The following is a 14,514-nucleotide window of genomic DNA, read 5'->3' as shown; positions in this document are numbered from 1 at the left end:
ATTCAGAAGAGCGCCAAGGAGTTTGGTTTCCGGCGAACTGGTTGTGTCCGAAAAGGTGGACTGCACGTTGGCGTCGACGCCATCCACAAACTGGAGAGCGCAGAGATTGGCGTTTTGGTTTGCCTTGATCCACCAACGGCACCGATGCTGAGAGAGGCTGCATCCGAGGGTGAGGTCGGCCCGCGCTCAAAGCAAGTTCCTAAAGTCCAGATTTAGAAGACGCCCGTCGAACGCCTGGGGGATGATAGATCTTCCGGAAGTAGGAAGACAGCCGGCTGTTTCGCCACAAAAGCTTGGCCGCAAGCGGGTTGAGGGTCAAACGGAAATGATGTTTCCAATGTCTTCAAACAGCAGAATGTCGAAGGGCCAAAACGCAAGGGAAATGGGCCCATCCGGACGGTCGACATCGAAGTGACCCGCGGACCATAGCCGAAAACAAAATAGCCTTTAAGGGCCCGCTCGACTGAATCCAGGAGCGGGCTTTTCTAATTCAGGGCGGGGTTCGAACCCACGAGACCGATGAAGGTCCACCTCCTTATCAGGGATGCGCAATCGACCGCTCTGCCACCTATCCACAACGTTGGTTCGATTGATCGATCTTCAAGCCCCGAGACATTCTCGGTGCGAATACGGCGGACTTTTGCCGCAAGCACGGCATTTCGGCAGCGACCTTCTATAAGTTCAAGGCGAAGTTTGGCGGGATGGAATTGTCCGACGCCCGTCCCCTGACGGCGCTGGAGGACGAGAACGCGCGGCTCAAGAAGCTGCCGGCGGAGCGGATGCTCGACAATGGATCTTGAAGGATGCTGCCGCAAAAATGTATGGTCCGCCCCGTCCGGGCAAGGTGTCGCGAGATCGCGAATGACCTATGGAAGGGCCGATACCCTCGAAGAGCGGCTTGGGTTGAAGCCGCTGGTTGGCCAGCGCATTGCGCCGATCATCATCTTCGCCGCCAGCATCGAACATCACCTGGAGCGGCGTTGTGGAAGCTCAAGGGCGTCAATCCAAAGGGCATTCGACCCGAGACCGACGCGAAGATGATCTCTGATTTGATCGGGATGCTTGAAACATTCGCGTCAACCGCTGCCAGCGGGAGACGAGCGCACCCTTCTTCAGACATGGTCCAATGCGGCCAGTCTTGCATTTGCGATCAGGAATGACATCGCTCATGGCGTGCCACCAACTTGGGCGAGAACGCGCAAGAGACCGTCCAGCGACTATTGGGCCGACGATCACTCTCTCGATCTCGTTCGTCACGCCTTCGCGGTTCTACTGCGCGTCACTGTTGGCGTTTCGACAGAGAAGATGCCGTTGATCGAGCTTGCGAACCCATCTTTGCTACGTGCCCTCCGCCGCGAATTATTCTGAGCGAGATGGCCTGCAAAGACTATAATCCGACCTTCAGAAATACTAAATCGGCAGCGATGGCTTCCTATTTCCCCGCGAGCGCTACACTGGTCACTTCAAGAATGGCGGCACCGTACCGCGGGCGCGCAGGCCAGGATGTCCAGTTCGACGTCACGGAAGGCCAATCGAAGACACGATCGAGGCATTCAACAATCTTGGATTTAACGATCGCACGATGACGATCAATCGTACGGCTACTCGGGCTATATCGCTCGAACTTGGACCGATTGCCCTTGGCCGCTTCCAGGTCGCATTGGTTTCGAGGTTGTGCCGGCATTCAACGAAGCTTTCTACGGCGCGCTCCACGTCGATCATATCGATCACAGCTGGAATGAGAATGACGGCCTCGCTTTTCGCATTCAAAATACACTTGGCCTTGCCGGCTTAGTGGTCGGCGGCAAAGTAGAGTTCTGCAAGATAAGCGGCACCATTCCAATCGGCGGCGCGCTGGTTACCTTGGGCGCGAAGTCGGCGACGGGGTCGACATCGCTTGATACGCCCAATGGCGACAGCACAACCTACCATGTGCGGCTCACGCAGCCGATCTACATGCTCGCCCATGTCGTCACGCCGGTGTTTTCAGGTACGGTCCCCCTGTGGTTCAAGTTGGAACTGACCAAGGGCAAGATCCCTACAACGCTGGGACAGAAGGGGTCGATCCAGATCACACCGACAGGACAGCGCCGTGACTACGTCCTTGTCGTTAGGCTCGATCAGGCCGCCTTTCTCCCGCAAGGGCTGACCGCGTCGGGCAAAGTCGACGTTAATTGGCAGGCACCGACCACGCTGCCGCCGACCGCGGCCGGCATCACGATGCCGCACCAGTAGCGAATTTCTCGCTGTAGCCGGGTTTGAGCGCAGCAAGCGATCTATTCGTCGCACTGCAATCGGCCTATGGCGAACTGAGTGCGAGGCCCTTTTGGAGGGCTTTTCCGTGTTGGCCGAAACGGTAGCTTTGGGTCAGGTCACGACTATGCCTAGCGGGGTGCCTCAACGTTCGTTTCCGACTATTTGTGCCTTAAAACTGCCAACCTGCAACGGCCCAACGCCGCCTGGCAGCTTTTGCGCCTCGTGTCGGCCATAGAGGCGAACTTTACCTCTGCCCGGAAGCAGACATTTCGGTTGACAACGCGCGCCGTCGCGGTCGCGCCATGAACAGGCATGGAATGTGGGTTCAACTGAAATGGATAGCTGGAGACTAGTATTGGCAAAAGTGCTTGCATCGCGGTGCGAACTGACGCTCTCTATTAGCTTAAGGTAAGATCAATTAGCTAAACCTAGTGCCATGGGCGATACTGACATCAACGCCGCTTTCGCGGGGGTGGACATAGCGCGATTTGCCCCGAGGGGGCATGAGCGTTTTGATGGTCCTATTCGAACGTTCTCAGACGCAGATGGGACAACTCTCTCAGCAATATCGGATCGAACGTTTCTTAGGTGGATAATCAGAGAACTCGGCGATCTGAGGGGGAAGCGCATATACGAAATTGGAACAGGAACTGGTTATCTGGTGTCAGTACTCTCCTTGCTAGCCGGCAGGGAAGGAGACGTCCCACTGATATTTGGTTGCGAGATTATTCCCGACCTCTTCGATCAATCACAGCGCGCCCTCATCGGCACTTCTGGTGTGCGCGTGCAATTAGGTGATTGGGTCGATCGACTACCCGAGCTGGGTCTCTTCGACGTCATAATAGCCACTTCTGCGTTTCGTGGCATCCCGCGACTGCTTCGCGAGGCGTTGCGGGTGCCGGGAGGCATGCTCGCTATGCCTGTAGCGATTCCGGGTGGCGGGGACTGCTTTACGATCTTCCTAGCAACCGAGAAAGGACTACTCACGGTCGGCGCTAGGATGTCCGTGTCCGTCCCTACAACCGGTTCCATTGCAGATGAGGACACATGGTACATCCCGCTTGAAAAGCTTATTGATCCGCGACCGAAGTCCTTCTTGCATATTGAAAAGGGCCGAGGCTTTGGTCACCCTGTTTTGGATTCTTTGGCATTCCGGAGCTACCTTTTTGGCGCTGAACCGAATTTCCGCGCTGTGAACCTAGGCGTCGAGCGTACATTCGACCTCACACACTACTCTTTCGGTCTCATCGATAGCGAGCGCCGCTCGGGCGCGCTTTATCACGGCCGCGACATAGTCGTGTTCGGTGATCTGGGCCTCGAATTTGCCGGCACCTTGGCAGCCCATCGGGAACGATGGCAAGCAAATGGGCAGTCGGATCTTAGCCGAGTGCACTATCATATCCCTTGGACCGCGTTCGATGCTGACCAGTTGCCAAGCGGATATGTTGCTGCCCTTGGAGGCTGAGGATGTTGCAGACGGCTCCTCCAGACTTGTCATACGTTTGTCCCGATGTGAGATTTCGGGAAATAGGTTGCATCCCCATCATCGGAATGAAGTGCGCAGCAGAGCTGATGGAAACTCCCTGGGTGTCGCGAGACGTTTCCGCTCTGGATGAACTTGCTGCCCTCCTCACACCCCAGCGTATCGCGGCACGGCATGGGACGCGCTTGGTCACGCTCGAGCATAAGGAACGATGGCGGAACCTCCGGGCGCAACAGAGATTGGGCGATTATCTCGCTGGTCTCGACACAACTGAATTTTATCTCAGGCAGAGTGACGCGTCCTTCGTCGACATCGCGCATCGATTGCCTGTTTCACCTCGATCACGCGAGCCGGCATACTTCGACAACATATGGATCGGTCCGCCAGGAACGGTGCAAACCTTTCATCAAGATAACCACAACGACTACGTCACGAACCATAATTACTTCATTCAGTTGTTTGGGTGGAAATATGTTGCAGTCTGCCACCCACGGGATACCTTCGCGCTCACGGACGGCGCCACAGTGCGAGGGCACCATTGCGATGCCTCGCCGACGGACCCCAATGTCTGGCAACGCGTGCCGTCGTTACGTCATGCAATCGTCGGTCCATGCGACCTCCTGCATATCCCTCCCAGTTACTGGCATTACGTCCAATCCCTCTCAGTTAGCATTTCGGTGTCGCGTTGGTGGTTCGATAACCACTTGGCAGAGATCATTTACAGCGTTGGGCAAGAGCGTTGGGAGCGTCCTGCAATCGTTGTGGCGGATACTAGGACATTCTTGGCTGACCTTGAAGAGTTTGGCGGCGCTTCTGCTTTGAAGCGTGTCCTTTTGCAATTGTCTCCCATCGCAAGATTTGCAATTATAACGGCGTTCAGTGAATTCTATGGCAAAGGAGTTTTCGACTATGTCTGAAGCACCGCTTTCCTTCGAACTGAGTGAAGATCAAGCTAAGGCCCTCAGGTCCCTCGCTGGAGGTAAAGGCATACGCATTTCCGGTTATGTCGATGGGACAACCCTGAAGGTCGACAACATTGCCATCAACGCAGGGATAATCGGTATCAGCAGTTCACCCTTCAAGGACGGCATGGCCCCTTTTATCGCTTGCAATGGCCCGCTCGAAGTTGAAAAATGACAATGGACTACGTCGCGCGTTTTGTTGAAACTGCCCTTGACGAACAAGGCGACATAGCAACGCGCGACTACCTTCGGCTGTTTGGCGACGCTGTTGCACGTCACGTGCCGCCATACTTCCTCGCCGACTACGGCAACAGTTTTAGGTCGCATATTGAGAACCCGGTATGGGTGCTGCAGTCGCTTGTCTCGAATGCGATCAAAGAGGGCGAGGGTTCCCGCGACTTAGCGAAGATTGCCAACGCTTGCACAAGTGCCGGGCTTGTTGACGATCTGAGCCAGCATGTCGAGGATGAGGCAGGTCATTGCCGAATGTACCTTCGTCTCGCCGATCTGGTATTTCCAGACGCATTGCCAGATAATGTGCGCGGGGCCGTTGAGACCCAGTTTCCCCCCATGCAGCACAGCCAGGTCGAGGCCGCTAGCCTCGAAACCTGGAGGGTGCTCGACTATTTGATTCAGGTGAACCTCGGTGAGGTGAGGACCCGCATTCACCAGAAGTTGTTGGAGCCCGTGCTCGAGGCATATTGCCCGCACCGTAACCTAGACATGCTGGGTCGAACGCTATGCAAGTTAAGTGGCGACGAGTGTAGCCACATCCGCTACACTGCAAGACGCATCGGAGAACTGTCCAAAGAATTTGCCTCGACTCGGGTTGAAGAACTCTTTTGGCAGAGATTGCTACAGTTCACCGCATACACAGAGCGCGAATTGGGTAGCCAGAGGGCTGGAGGGTTTGCGACGTCCCTAGTTAGGGATCGGTGATTGCTCCGTGGGGATCGTGTTGGCAGGCACGCTCTTATTCAGGTCGCCTTCGCCGTTGACCCGCGCCGTTAGATCTGTCGACCTCCTGGATGAAAATTCGCTTGCGAACCGCGGGGAGTCAACCGGACAGTTCTCAGGACGGCTGTTGGCGCCAAGCGGTCCGCGCTATGCTGGACGTGTTAGTCCGTTTCTAGACCGGCCAACCCGAAAACAAATAGTCCGCTTGCGGCCCAGAAGCCGACGCATCTGGCCGCCGACAGCGCCTACGGATCGGCAGCGAACCTCGCCTGGTTGGTCAAGGAACGGGAGATCGCGCAGCATATCCCCGTGTTCGATAAAACCGCACGGATGGCACTTTCTCGCGCGCCGACTTCATGTTCAGCGGAACTACTGGTTCGCCCTGAGCGAGGATCGACCGCTATTCTTTTTCGCCGGCCTTCGGACGCCTTGGCATGGTATCGGAAGGTTACTCGGGTCTAGCCGGCGCGGCCGTCTTGTCCCGTTCCTGCCCGCTCCTTCGCTGCGCTCCCGTGTTGGGGACAAGCCAGCCCTGCACGCCGTCTCCTTTGGAGCCGTCCTCCCGGGACAGCGCGTCGGCCGCATCCAAGTCTGACGCTTCGTGAAACGAACGCCACCCTGCGACGGCGTTCGTCACGTCTCTTCGATTGAGTGCCAGGAAGGGCGGGCCTGAGACGTACATTCCCGCTGGAAGCTCTGTGTGATAGCAACGGCTTGGCGCGGGTGTTTGAGCGCCCCCACGGCAGTGCCGGAATGGCGGATCGCTCAATTGCATGGCGGAGAACAAGAACCAGCACTTTGTTCCCCGGGTACATCTATCGCCCTTCAGCGTGTGTGCCGAAGGCAAAGCCATTCACCTGTTTAACCTTGATCGCAACCAATCATTCTTCGATGCCCCGGTGAAGAATCAGTGTTCCAGGGATTACTTCTACGGGCAGGACCCAAGGCTCGAAACCGCAATCCAGACCGTCGAGGGACACTATGGCGACTGCGTTTCGTCGTTGCTCAAGCCACGTGCGGTCATCAAGGATCTTCATGCCACAATCCTCAGGCGTTTCGCCTACCTGCAGCATGTCCGCACAGAAGCCGCCGCGCGTCGATCCGCGGAGTTTGCTTTCGCTGCCACGTCAGTCAAAGGTGCGGACTTCGAACAACCGTCTTTCAAGGAGGCCGTCAAAAGTGCGGTGATCTCGGCGATGCATCACTACGCCAAAACGATGAGCGTCGTAGACGATCTAAAGGTGCGGGTTGTTCGCAACCTTACCTCGGTGCCGTTTCTCACATCAGATGACCCTGCTGCTCTCGCCAACCGCTGGCATCAACAGCACAGGCATGCGCAGCACAGATCTTTTGGAATCTCCAGCGCAGGTGCGCTTCTCTTCCTGCCGCTTTCGCCAACGCTGTTGGCTGTTCTCCTGGATGGCGACGTCTATCAAGCCGAGCACGTCGGTGGCTGGATCGATGTGTCAAATACGGCGGACATTCTTGCGTGCAACCACCAGCAGGTACTGAACTGCGCGGCAAATCTGTACTTTGGCGAGCGTAGCTCTGGGGATGATGTGCAAGCTATAGCGATCTCAGTTGCGCATCTGCGACCCCCGAGTCGGTTTGACGTGGTTATGGCGGTAGCCGACGGCAGAACCGAAACTCATACTCACTACGCAGTCGTAGATGCCCCCGACGCTCGGGAGCATGACGACGTGCTTATCCACGTGAGAACTGTCAGGCCGGTTCCGCCAACGTGGCCCTCGTTCCTGAAGTTTCGAAACAATCGTTTCGTCTTCACCAACGATACGGGCGCAGGCTTCCGCCGTCGGAGGACTGCGACGTCAAGTCTTTGGGGTAGTCCGCCTTGGCGGAAGGTTCGAGGCTAAGGAGACCAATGCTATTCTGGCGCTTCGCCATCATTCTCACCTGGCGGCGTTTTCGGGTTGTTCGGTTTCATCGAAGACCAAGAAGAGGGTGTCGTCATCCTCGTTCATGGCCCTTTCCGCCAATCCTTTTGCCAATCGCAAAGGCAACGCGTTGGCCGATGGCGGGATGCTGGTCCCCGAGTGGGTCATAGAACGGAGGTACGGCGTCGGCTTTGACTTTACAGCTTAGCGTGTGAAGCACGAAGAGCAGCCGCTATCGTTTGCGGGAGTGGCGTCCCATGCGAACTGGGACAGATTGGTTAGGTTAGTCTCCTACGGGCTAAGCCCACCCGACGTCGTCCTTTCTGGAAAGTCTCAAAAACAGATCGAACCAGAATCGATATTCGGCATCTTCACGATTGCCAGACACTTCCAAGGGACACTAGGCGACCGACGTGGTAGCGTCCTTGCCGTGCCTTCGATCTCGGCTTCCATCGCCTCGTCGTCGGATAGGAGTGCCCAATCTTTAACAATGTCATACTGGCTTCGCACATCGATGCCCTCCGTCTTGCCGAGAAGCAGCCTTAGGTACCCCGACGCCTCCCGACCTTCAACACAATGACAATGGCCATCACCAGCCCCGACGCGGCCAAGACGCCGTAAAACCCTTCGGCCGTTATTGCAAAGCCCCAGAAGTCGATTGTGATCTTGTCCATTGGTTCGGTTGCCTTCACCAGATTCCAGGTTCAAACGACAGACTGAACCGTCTGCGCTCGTGTTGCGTTTTACGGCGCAAGCATGAGGCACCCTTGCAGGCGTCAATTGCAAAAGCGCCATCTTAGAAAATTATACCTACAAAATGCGTCGTTTCAGTCCCGGCTGGGGCCGAAATCTGTCCTTCGCGAACCGGTCGCGCGCTGCCTTGGCGTCAATTGCCGTTATTGGGCAGTTTTTGTAGCCTCAACCCCATTTTTTCAGCTCGGCAAGGAAGCGATCCTGCTCCTCCAAGGCTTTCAGCATCGTTCCATGACAGTGGAATCCGTCATGCGCCGCAATTCTCGCTGAATGGACGATTCGTGAAGACCCAGCGCCGTCCTCAGCGCCAGTGAGTCTAAAACACCATGTACCTCTTTCCTGAGGGGCGTATCGAGGTATCCAGCCGCGGCCTTTTGGAGAGCAGATGCTTCCGAAAAATTGTACATACTCGCCGTCTCTTTGGCTTTCCGCATAAGGTACTCGCTAGCCGAGTCGGAGATCGATGACGTCGTGCGCGAGGGCGCTCTCGCCGTCCTTGCAGCTCTCGTTGCCGCCGCTTCGTTCATGAATTTCTGTCTGTTCAGCTTCCAGCGCCCCTGCCATCGACGGATCAAGGTAACGTCTGTCTCCCTCCGCGAGCTGGACATATCATTGAGGACCCGCCTCATGGCTGAAGTCGCCTTCATGGAAGGATTATCCAGCAAGATACTTGCGACCTTGGCAAGGGCCTGATCGTTGTTCTTGACGCCGCTGCCAATTGGGCGGCCGACGCGGCGCTTCTGAATCTCTTCCATTGCTTTGCCTCCAGTTGGTGTCGGTCTGCCCCGTGCGCTCTTTGATATTGTAGCAACGGATGGATTCTCAAGCGATTTAAATAGCTCCGATCAGTTTAAAAGCGCGGAAAATTCCCGCTCGTGAATCCAAAAGCGCGGAAAATTCAGCGACACGTAATTTTCCGCGCTTTTACGGCTTACGGAGAGGCTGAGCGCGAAAAATTCCAGCCGGTGCGGCGTTTGGCAATCGGCGTTTTCATCCGAAAACGGCCCCGCATTATTCCTCTAAAGCTTAGAACTGCCGGCCATAGCGCGGGCGAGCGGCACTGCTGAGGTAAGCAACTCAGCTCCCACCTTGCAGGACCTGGATGACGGACTGCCCGCAGGTGCTGCCCCATCTGCTTTGGACCGCATCTGCGAAATTCTCACGTATCCTGCCTGTGCGCATGTAAGCATAGGGTAGCGCCTGGGCTCGATTGGCCACCACACTAAGAACCACCGTCGGCATGGCGACCGCAGGCTGATGTCCCAAACGCCACTCCAAAAGGATCATCCTCTCATGGATCCCAATGCCATCATTGCGTCCCTGCCAGTCGCCGGGGCTGATCGATCTGTGCTCATCGAAGTCGCTAATGCCGCGTTCGAGCCCGTCATTGAGCGGATTGAACCGAATATTAGGAACGACCCGAAGCCTTTGGGATGCTGATAACTACATCGACAATAGCCTTCTCGGCGTCTCTCCCACAAGTCCGTGGGAAACGGCTCAGGAATTCTTTGCGGCTCTCGCACGCAAGGAAACCTTGTTCACCCATACTTGGCAGCTGGTCGGCAGAGAAGCTCCCCTTGCTGAAGCCTTGGAAGCACACAAGAATCGGACGTTGGCGTGACGCTGGTAACGGGGTCTGGCGGCGGCGGCAAATCTCGAGCTCCAAGCCATTCTGGACCAAATCGCCGCCGATCAGTCTGCGACTAGGATCAGGCTTGTCTCACCGACAATGGAGATCACCAAGGTGTCTCTAGAAGAGCTTGGTTCCGGTGACCTGCTCCTCGTCGTCGATGATGCTCATGACAGCGACAAGTCTCCAGCCATTGTTCAATTACGCCGCGGCCAACGTGGGTCGTGTAAAATTGCTCATTGTCTTCCGACGATATGGAGTTGAGCATATCCGGGCCCAGGCAAGCAGCTATTCCTTTTCTGGAGACCGTCTGAGCGTCATCGACGTGCCGCCTCTTTCCAAGGAGGAGTCGGAGTCGCTTGCCCGCCAGGTGCTTGAACACCTAGGTGGACCTATGGAGCTTGCGGCCAGCATTGCTCATCTCACCCAAGATTGCTCGCTCGCCACAGTGGTCGGGGGCTCAGACCTGCATGAAGCCCCATCTTGTGCAGCGTCCTTTGCTTAGGCGCGGAACCATACGGAGCGATACGGGAAGATTTCTGATTTTGGCCCACGAGAAAGCCAATGAAATCAACGGTCCCGGCACATCCTCCGGGCCCACCAAAATTATTCAATATCAACCAGTTATGGTCAACTTCGCTTAGAAGTGGGCCCATCTAGATTCTCTATGCCCCAGGAGTCAGGTGCATCGACTCAATCCATCAGCGGGAAGGGCGAGTTATGCCTTAAGTTCTATTGTCGTCCTGTTCGTCAGTCAGGTTTGTGCAGCGATGTATAGTCCAGCTATTTGAAGGCTGGAAAGACCCTTGGGCGACGCGTGCGGTAAAAGGCGGTAACGGCGTGCGAATGGGATGGTTGGCGCGACCGATCGAGAATGTCACCGAGACAAAGTAAGCTGGTGTCAATACCAGCATCGGTCACTTCTGCCGAACCGCAATTGTGAGCCGGAGACGACTTAGGTCGGCCGCCGCGTGGACGACCGCTTTGCGCCTACTTGCGCCATTCACGCGGATTTCAGTAGTCCCGAAAGCGCCCATCCGTTCAGCTTCGGATCGAGCCGCTAGGGGTCACCTCCGTGACGGTTCGCCATACAATCGCCGGTGGTAAAGTTCTCGCTCGCCGCGCCCGCGGGCCGGCGGCAACTGACCTGGTCACCCTTGCACAGGACTCTGTATAGACCGTCCTTAGCCGGTATGCGCGCCGGCACGGCTGCTTCGCGGTTTTGCAAGACCGATAATCACGGACGTATATATCGGCGTCTTCCGACTTTCGCGGGATATCACCCATGCTCGCAACGGGTCTGTCATAGACTTTCGCATCGGGTGACCGGTGCTTCCGTCCGATGGTGGCGCAGGCCGAGGCGGCGCAACTTTCCTCCGTAGACGCCAGGTGGCGGTCCATGGAGGCTTATGCCAGATCCACGGGCGCCAGCGGCGGAGGTGGCCGATACGGCCGTGGTCAGCAGGAGACAAACATGAGCCTGGACAACATTTCACACCCCTCGATCCAGCACTGCGCCGACAGCCTGAAGGCAAAGCGCGGCAACGGTCGACCGGAGCCCGAGCTGGTTCCGTCGCGCTACGCGCTGCAGGTCGGCGACATCGACGTGCTGATCGTCAGCGATGGAGTGCTGCCGATACCAGCCCCGGTCATGGCATACAACGTCGACCCGGCCGTCCGGGCAGCCTGGCTGGACGAGATGTTCCTGCCGCCGGACGTGCTCGAGTGGCCGCTGAACGTGGTCGTCGTGCGCAGCGGCGGCCGGACCATACTCGTCGACGCCGGGCTGGGCATGGACCCGGACTTGCACTTGCCGAGGGCCGGGCGGTTGGTCTCGCGACTGGAGGCCGCCGGCATCGATCTCGCATCCGTCACCGACGTGGTGCTCACCCATATGCACATGGACCATATCGGCGGGCTGCTCATCGACGGGGTGAAGGACCGGCTGCGTCCGGATCTGCGCATTCACGTGGCGGCCGCCGAGCTCAAGTTCTGGGAGGCGCCCGATTTCTCCCGCGCCTCCATGCCAACGGGGTTCCCGGATGCGCTTCGGCGGGCGGCCAAGCGGTTCGTGAACGAGTACCGCAGCCAGTTGCGGCCGTTTGAGACGGAGCACGAGGTGGCGCCGGGAGTGGTCGTCACGCTCACTGGCGGCCACACCCCCGGGCACAGCGTGGTTCGCCTGGCGTCCGGCGGCGACCGGCTGACCTTCGCCGGCGACGCCGTGTTCCAGGTCGGATTCGACCAACCCGACTGGCACAACGGCTTCGAACACGACCCCGACGAGGCGGCCCGCGTCCGCATCAATCTTTTGCGGGAGCTGGCGGCGACTCGCGAGCCGCTGGTGGCCACTCACCTGCCATTTCCGTCTATCTGCCATGTAGCGGTGGACGGCGATGTCTTTCGTTGCGTGCCGGCTGTCTGGGACTACTGATCCGCTTGTCGGGTCAGAGCTGTACCAGGTCGCGGTCGGGACTATCGCGCCATGATCGTCTGCTCATGCAATGTGTTGAGCGACCAGCATGTCCGCTCCGCCGTCGAGGCGGAGCGGACGCGCTCGATCAGCCAGGTCTATGGCTGTCTCGGCGGCAGCGTCCAGTGCGGCCGCTGCGCGCGCACCATCCGCCGCATCATTGACGAGGCGCTCGGCAGCGCCAGTGCGGCATCCTGCAACGGCCGCGCGCAGTCTTCGCAATCGTGACTCGGCCGCCGGCTTCCTGGAAATACCGACCGCCGGCCGTCCTTCATAGGTTCATCGACCAACTTGTCGATGTCGGAGTACTGCGCCGGCGGCGGTCCCCGCCGCTTGCGGCAAATGGCTTCGACAACCGCCAACCGCGGGGGCTGAAGGGTATCGCACCCACACTCACTCGTGCCCCGGGCGATTGCTCGTGGCCAAGGAAGGGACGGTCGATGTTCATGGAAGAGGCGCGCGAAGAGCAGTCGCGCCGCCCGGGGGCCGGATGCCGATCGGTCCACCCCACCCGCATGAGCGCTTCGCGAATTGTGAACGCGCGGTTGCGCCTCTACCGTCCGGCGCAGCCTTTCAATCAGGAGCTCATAGACCAACGTATCAGGCGCACGCGTCCTCGGCACGATAGTTCGCACACTAGAAGGGCTGGCATGCTTGGGTTCCTCAACAACCCGACCGAGGAGCATCGGAAATGACCCTGGAATTCGTTCTTTCGAAGATGCTGCAGATCCTCAAGAGGTTCTGGACCGTCGACACGGCGGCGCAGTCGGTTAGGCGCGGCGGCGGCGAAGGGTTTGTTCGCGCGACGGGCCGGCCGCTCTACTCACGCAACGGCGTCAGAGTCTCCATCTGCCCGAGAAGCGCTCGGAATCGCGAGTGAACGCGCTCGTCTGTGACGGGAGACAGCCGGTCAAACGGTCCTGACCAAGTCGATACTGAGAACTCGAGGTAACGCGATGAGCGGTGGACACTCGACCTATACGCCCAAGACGAGGATCGGACGCTGGTTCGACGCCCGGCTGCCACTGCCGCGGATGGTGCATGATCAGTTCATCGCCTATCCAGTCCCGCGCAACCTGAACTACGCCTATTCGTTCGGCGGCATCCTCTCGATGATGCTGGCAACGCAGATCGTGACCGGCGTGGTGCTCGCCATGCACTATGCGGCCGACGCGACGCTGGCCTTCAACTCCGTCGACAAGATCATGCGCGACGTGAATTCCGGCTGGCTTTTGCGCTACCTGCATTCCAATGGTGCTTCGTTCTTCTTCATCGCGGTCTACATCCATGTTTCCCGCGGCCTCTATTACGGCTCCTACAAGGCGCCGCGCGAGCTGCTGTGGGTCCTCGGCTGCACCAACCTTCTGCTGATGATGGCGACAGCGTTCATGGGCTATGTGCTGCCCTGGGGGCAGATGTCGTTCTGGGGCGCGACCGTCATCACCGGCTTCTTCACGGCGATTCCGTTGGTGGGCGACTGGGTGCAGCAACTGCTGCTCGGCGGCTTCGCGGCCGACAATCCGACCCTCAACCGCTTCTTTGCGCTGCATTACCTGCTGCCCTTCATGCTGACGGGCGTCGTCATACTGCACATCTGGGCGCTTCACATCGTCGGACAGAACAATCCGGCAGGCATCGATGTGAGGTCGAAAACCGACGTCGTGGACTTCACGCCGCATGCCACGATGAAGGATGTGCTCGGGGCCGTGGTGTTCCTGCTCGCCTTTTCGTATTTCGTGTTCTACGTGCCGAACTATCTCGGGCACCCCGACAACCATACCGCCGCCGATCCGCTGAAGACGCCGGCTCATATCGTGCCGGAATGGTATTTTCTGCCCTTCTACGCGATCTTGCGCGCCGTCACTTTCAACGTCGGCCCGATCGACTCGAAGCTCGGCGGCGTGCTCGCTATGTTCGGCGCCATCGCCGTGTTGTTCTTCGTGCCCTGGCTGGATACGTCGAAGGTGCGCTCGGCCGTCTACCGGCCCTCGTACAGGCGGTTCTTCTGGCTGTTTGTCGCCAACGCGCTGTTTCTCGGGTGGCTGGGATCCAAGCCGGCGGAAGGCTGGTACATCCCCGCCATGCAGGCATCGACCCTCTACTAC

At 58.2% G+C, this 14,514-nt stretch carries 12 protein-coding genes and 3 pseudogenes; 13 read left to right on the top strand and 2 right to left on the bottom strand.

The annotated features are described in order from the left end of the window. From EOA86_RS39260 to EOA86_RS04055, 9 genes and pseudogenes are all read left to right on the top strand, one after another. Positions 1-216: pseudogene (locus EOA86_RS39260) on the top strand (site-specific DNA-methyltransferase); the annotation flags it as partial. Between the two features lie 380 nt (positions 217-596). Beyond that, positions 597-791: pseudogene (locus EOA86_RS04095) on the top strand (transposase); the annotation flags it as partial. Between the two features lie 883 nt (positions 792-1,674). Continuing rightward, positions 1,675-2,235, top strand: a complete 561-nt coding sequence (locus EOA86_RS04090; protein ID WP_091595768.1) for a hypothetical protein — start codon at positions 1,675-1,677, stop codon at positions 2,233-2,235. Positions 2,236-2,692: 457 nt separating this feature from the next. Next, on the top strand, positions 2,693-3,721 hold the full coding sequence (locus EOA86_RS04085; protein ID WP_091595766.1) for a hypothetical protein: 1,029 nt from the start codon (positions 2,693-2,695) through the stop codon (positions 3,719-3,721). Positions 3,722-3,978: 257 nt separating this feature from the next. Further along, a complete protein-coding gene (locus EOA86_RS04080; RefSeq protein ID WP_164783881.1) occupies positions 3,979-4,656 on the top strand; it encodes a cupin-like domain-containing protein in 678 nt (225 codons plus the stop codon). After that, a complete protein-coding gene (locus EOA86_RS04075) occupies positions 4,649-4,876 on the top strand; it encodes a hypothetical protein (RefSeq protein ID WP_091595762.1) in 228 nt (75 codons plus the stop codon). Before EOA86_RS04080 ends, EOA86_RS04075 begins: the two co-directional genes overlap by 8 nt. Positions 4,877-4,878: 2 nt before the next feature. Then, the gene (locus EOA86_RS04070) at positions 4,879-5,640 is read left to right on the top strand and encodes a hypothetical protein (protein WP_091595760.1); all 762 of its coding nucleotides are present in this window, start codon (positions 4,879-4,881) and stop codon (positions 5,638-5,640) included. A gap of 246 nt (positions 5,641-5,886) precedes the next feature. Next, positions 5,887-6,020, top strand: a pseudogene (locus tag EOA86_RS04065) (IS5/IS1182 family transposase); the annotation flags it as partial. Positions 6,021-6,431: 411 nt separating this feature from the next. Beyond that, a complete protein-coding gene (locus EOA86_RS04055; RefSeq protein ID WP_091595756.1) occupies positions 6,432-7,532 on the top strand; it encodes a DUF4238 domain-containing protein in 1,101 nt (366 codons plus the stop codon). A 563-nt stretch (positions 7,533-8,095) separates the two neighbouring features. Here EOA86_RS04055 and EOA86_RS41140 read toward each other — a convergent pair. Together EOA86_RS41140 and EOA86_RS04050 are read right to left on the bottom strand one after the other, a co-directional pair. Further along, a complete protein-coding gene (locus EOA86_RS41140) occupies positions 8,096-8,227 on the bottom strand; it encodes a hypothetical protein (protein ID WP_268929511.1) in 132 nt (43 codons plus the stop codon). A 297-nt stretch (positions 8,228-8,524) separates the two neighbouring features. Beyond that, on the bottom strand, positions 8,525-9,061 hold the full coding sequence (locus tag EOA86_RS04050; protein ID WP_126043593.1) for a hypothetical protein: 537 nt from the start codon (positions 9,059-9,061) through the stop codon (positions 8,525-8,527). Between the two features lie 2,349 nt (positions 9,062-11,410). On the opposite strand from EOA86_RS04050, the gene EOA86_RS04045 reads away from it, so the two are divergent. The 4 genes from EOA86_RS04045 to EOA86_RS04030 all read left to right on the top strand — a co-directional run. Continuing rightward, complete coding sequence (locus EOA86_RS04045; protein ID WP_245485580.1) at positions 11,411-12,370, top strand: MBL fold metallo-hydrolase; 960 nt, start codon at positions 11,411-11,413, stop codon at positions 12,368-12,370. A 51-nt stretch (positions 12,371-12,421) separates the two neighbouring features. Next, positions 12,422-12,637 (top strand): (2Fe-2S)-binding protein, encoded by a 216-nt coding sequence (locus EOA86_RS04040; protein ID WP_128340779.1) that lies wholly within the window; start codon positions 12,422-12,424, stop codon positions 12,635-12,637. A 463-nt stretch (positions 12,638-13,100) separates the two neighbouring features. Further along, positions 13,101-13,289, top strand: coding sequence for a hypothetical protein (locus EOA86_RS04035; RefSeq protein WP_127208287.1), 189 nt, complete (start codon positions 13,101-13,103; stop codon positions 13,287-13,289). A 76-nt stretch (positions 13,290-13,365) separates the two neighbouring features. Beyond that, the coding region (locus EOA86_RS04030; RefSeq protein ID WP_128340778.1) for a cytochrome b N-terminal domain-containing protein at positions 13,366-14,514 on the top strand (1,149 nt) is incomplete at its 3' end.

Source organism: Mesorhizobium sp. M5C.F.Ca.IN.020.32.2.1 (assembly GCF_004023105.1).
Lineage (GTDB): Bacteria > Pseudomonadota > Alphaproteobacteria > Rhizobiales > Rhizobiaceae > Mesorhizobium > Mesorhizobium wenxiniae.
The sequence above is the reverse complement of the archived record's forward strand: the minus strand, read 5'-3'. Positions and strand labels throughout refer to the sequence as shown.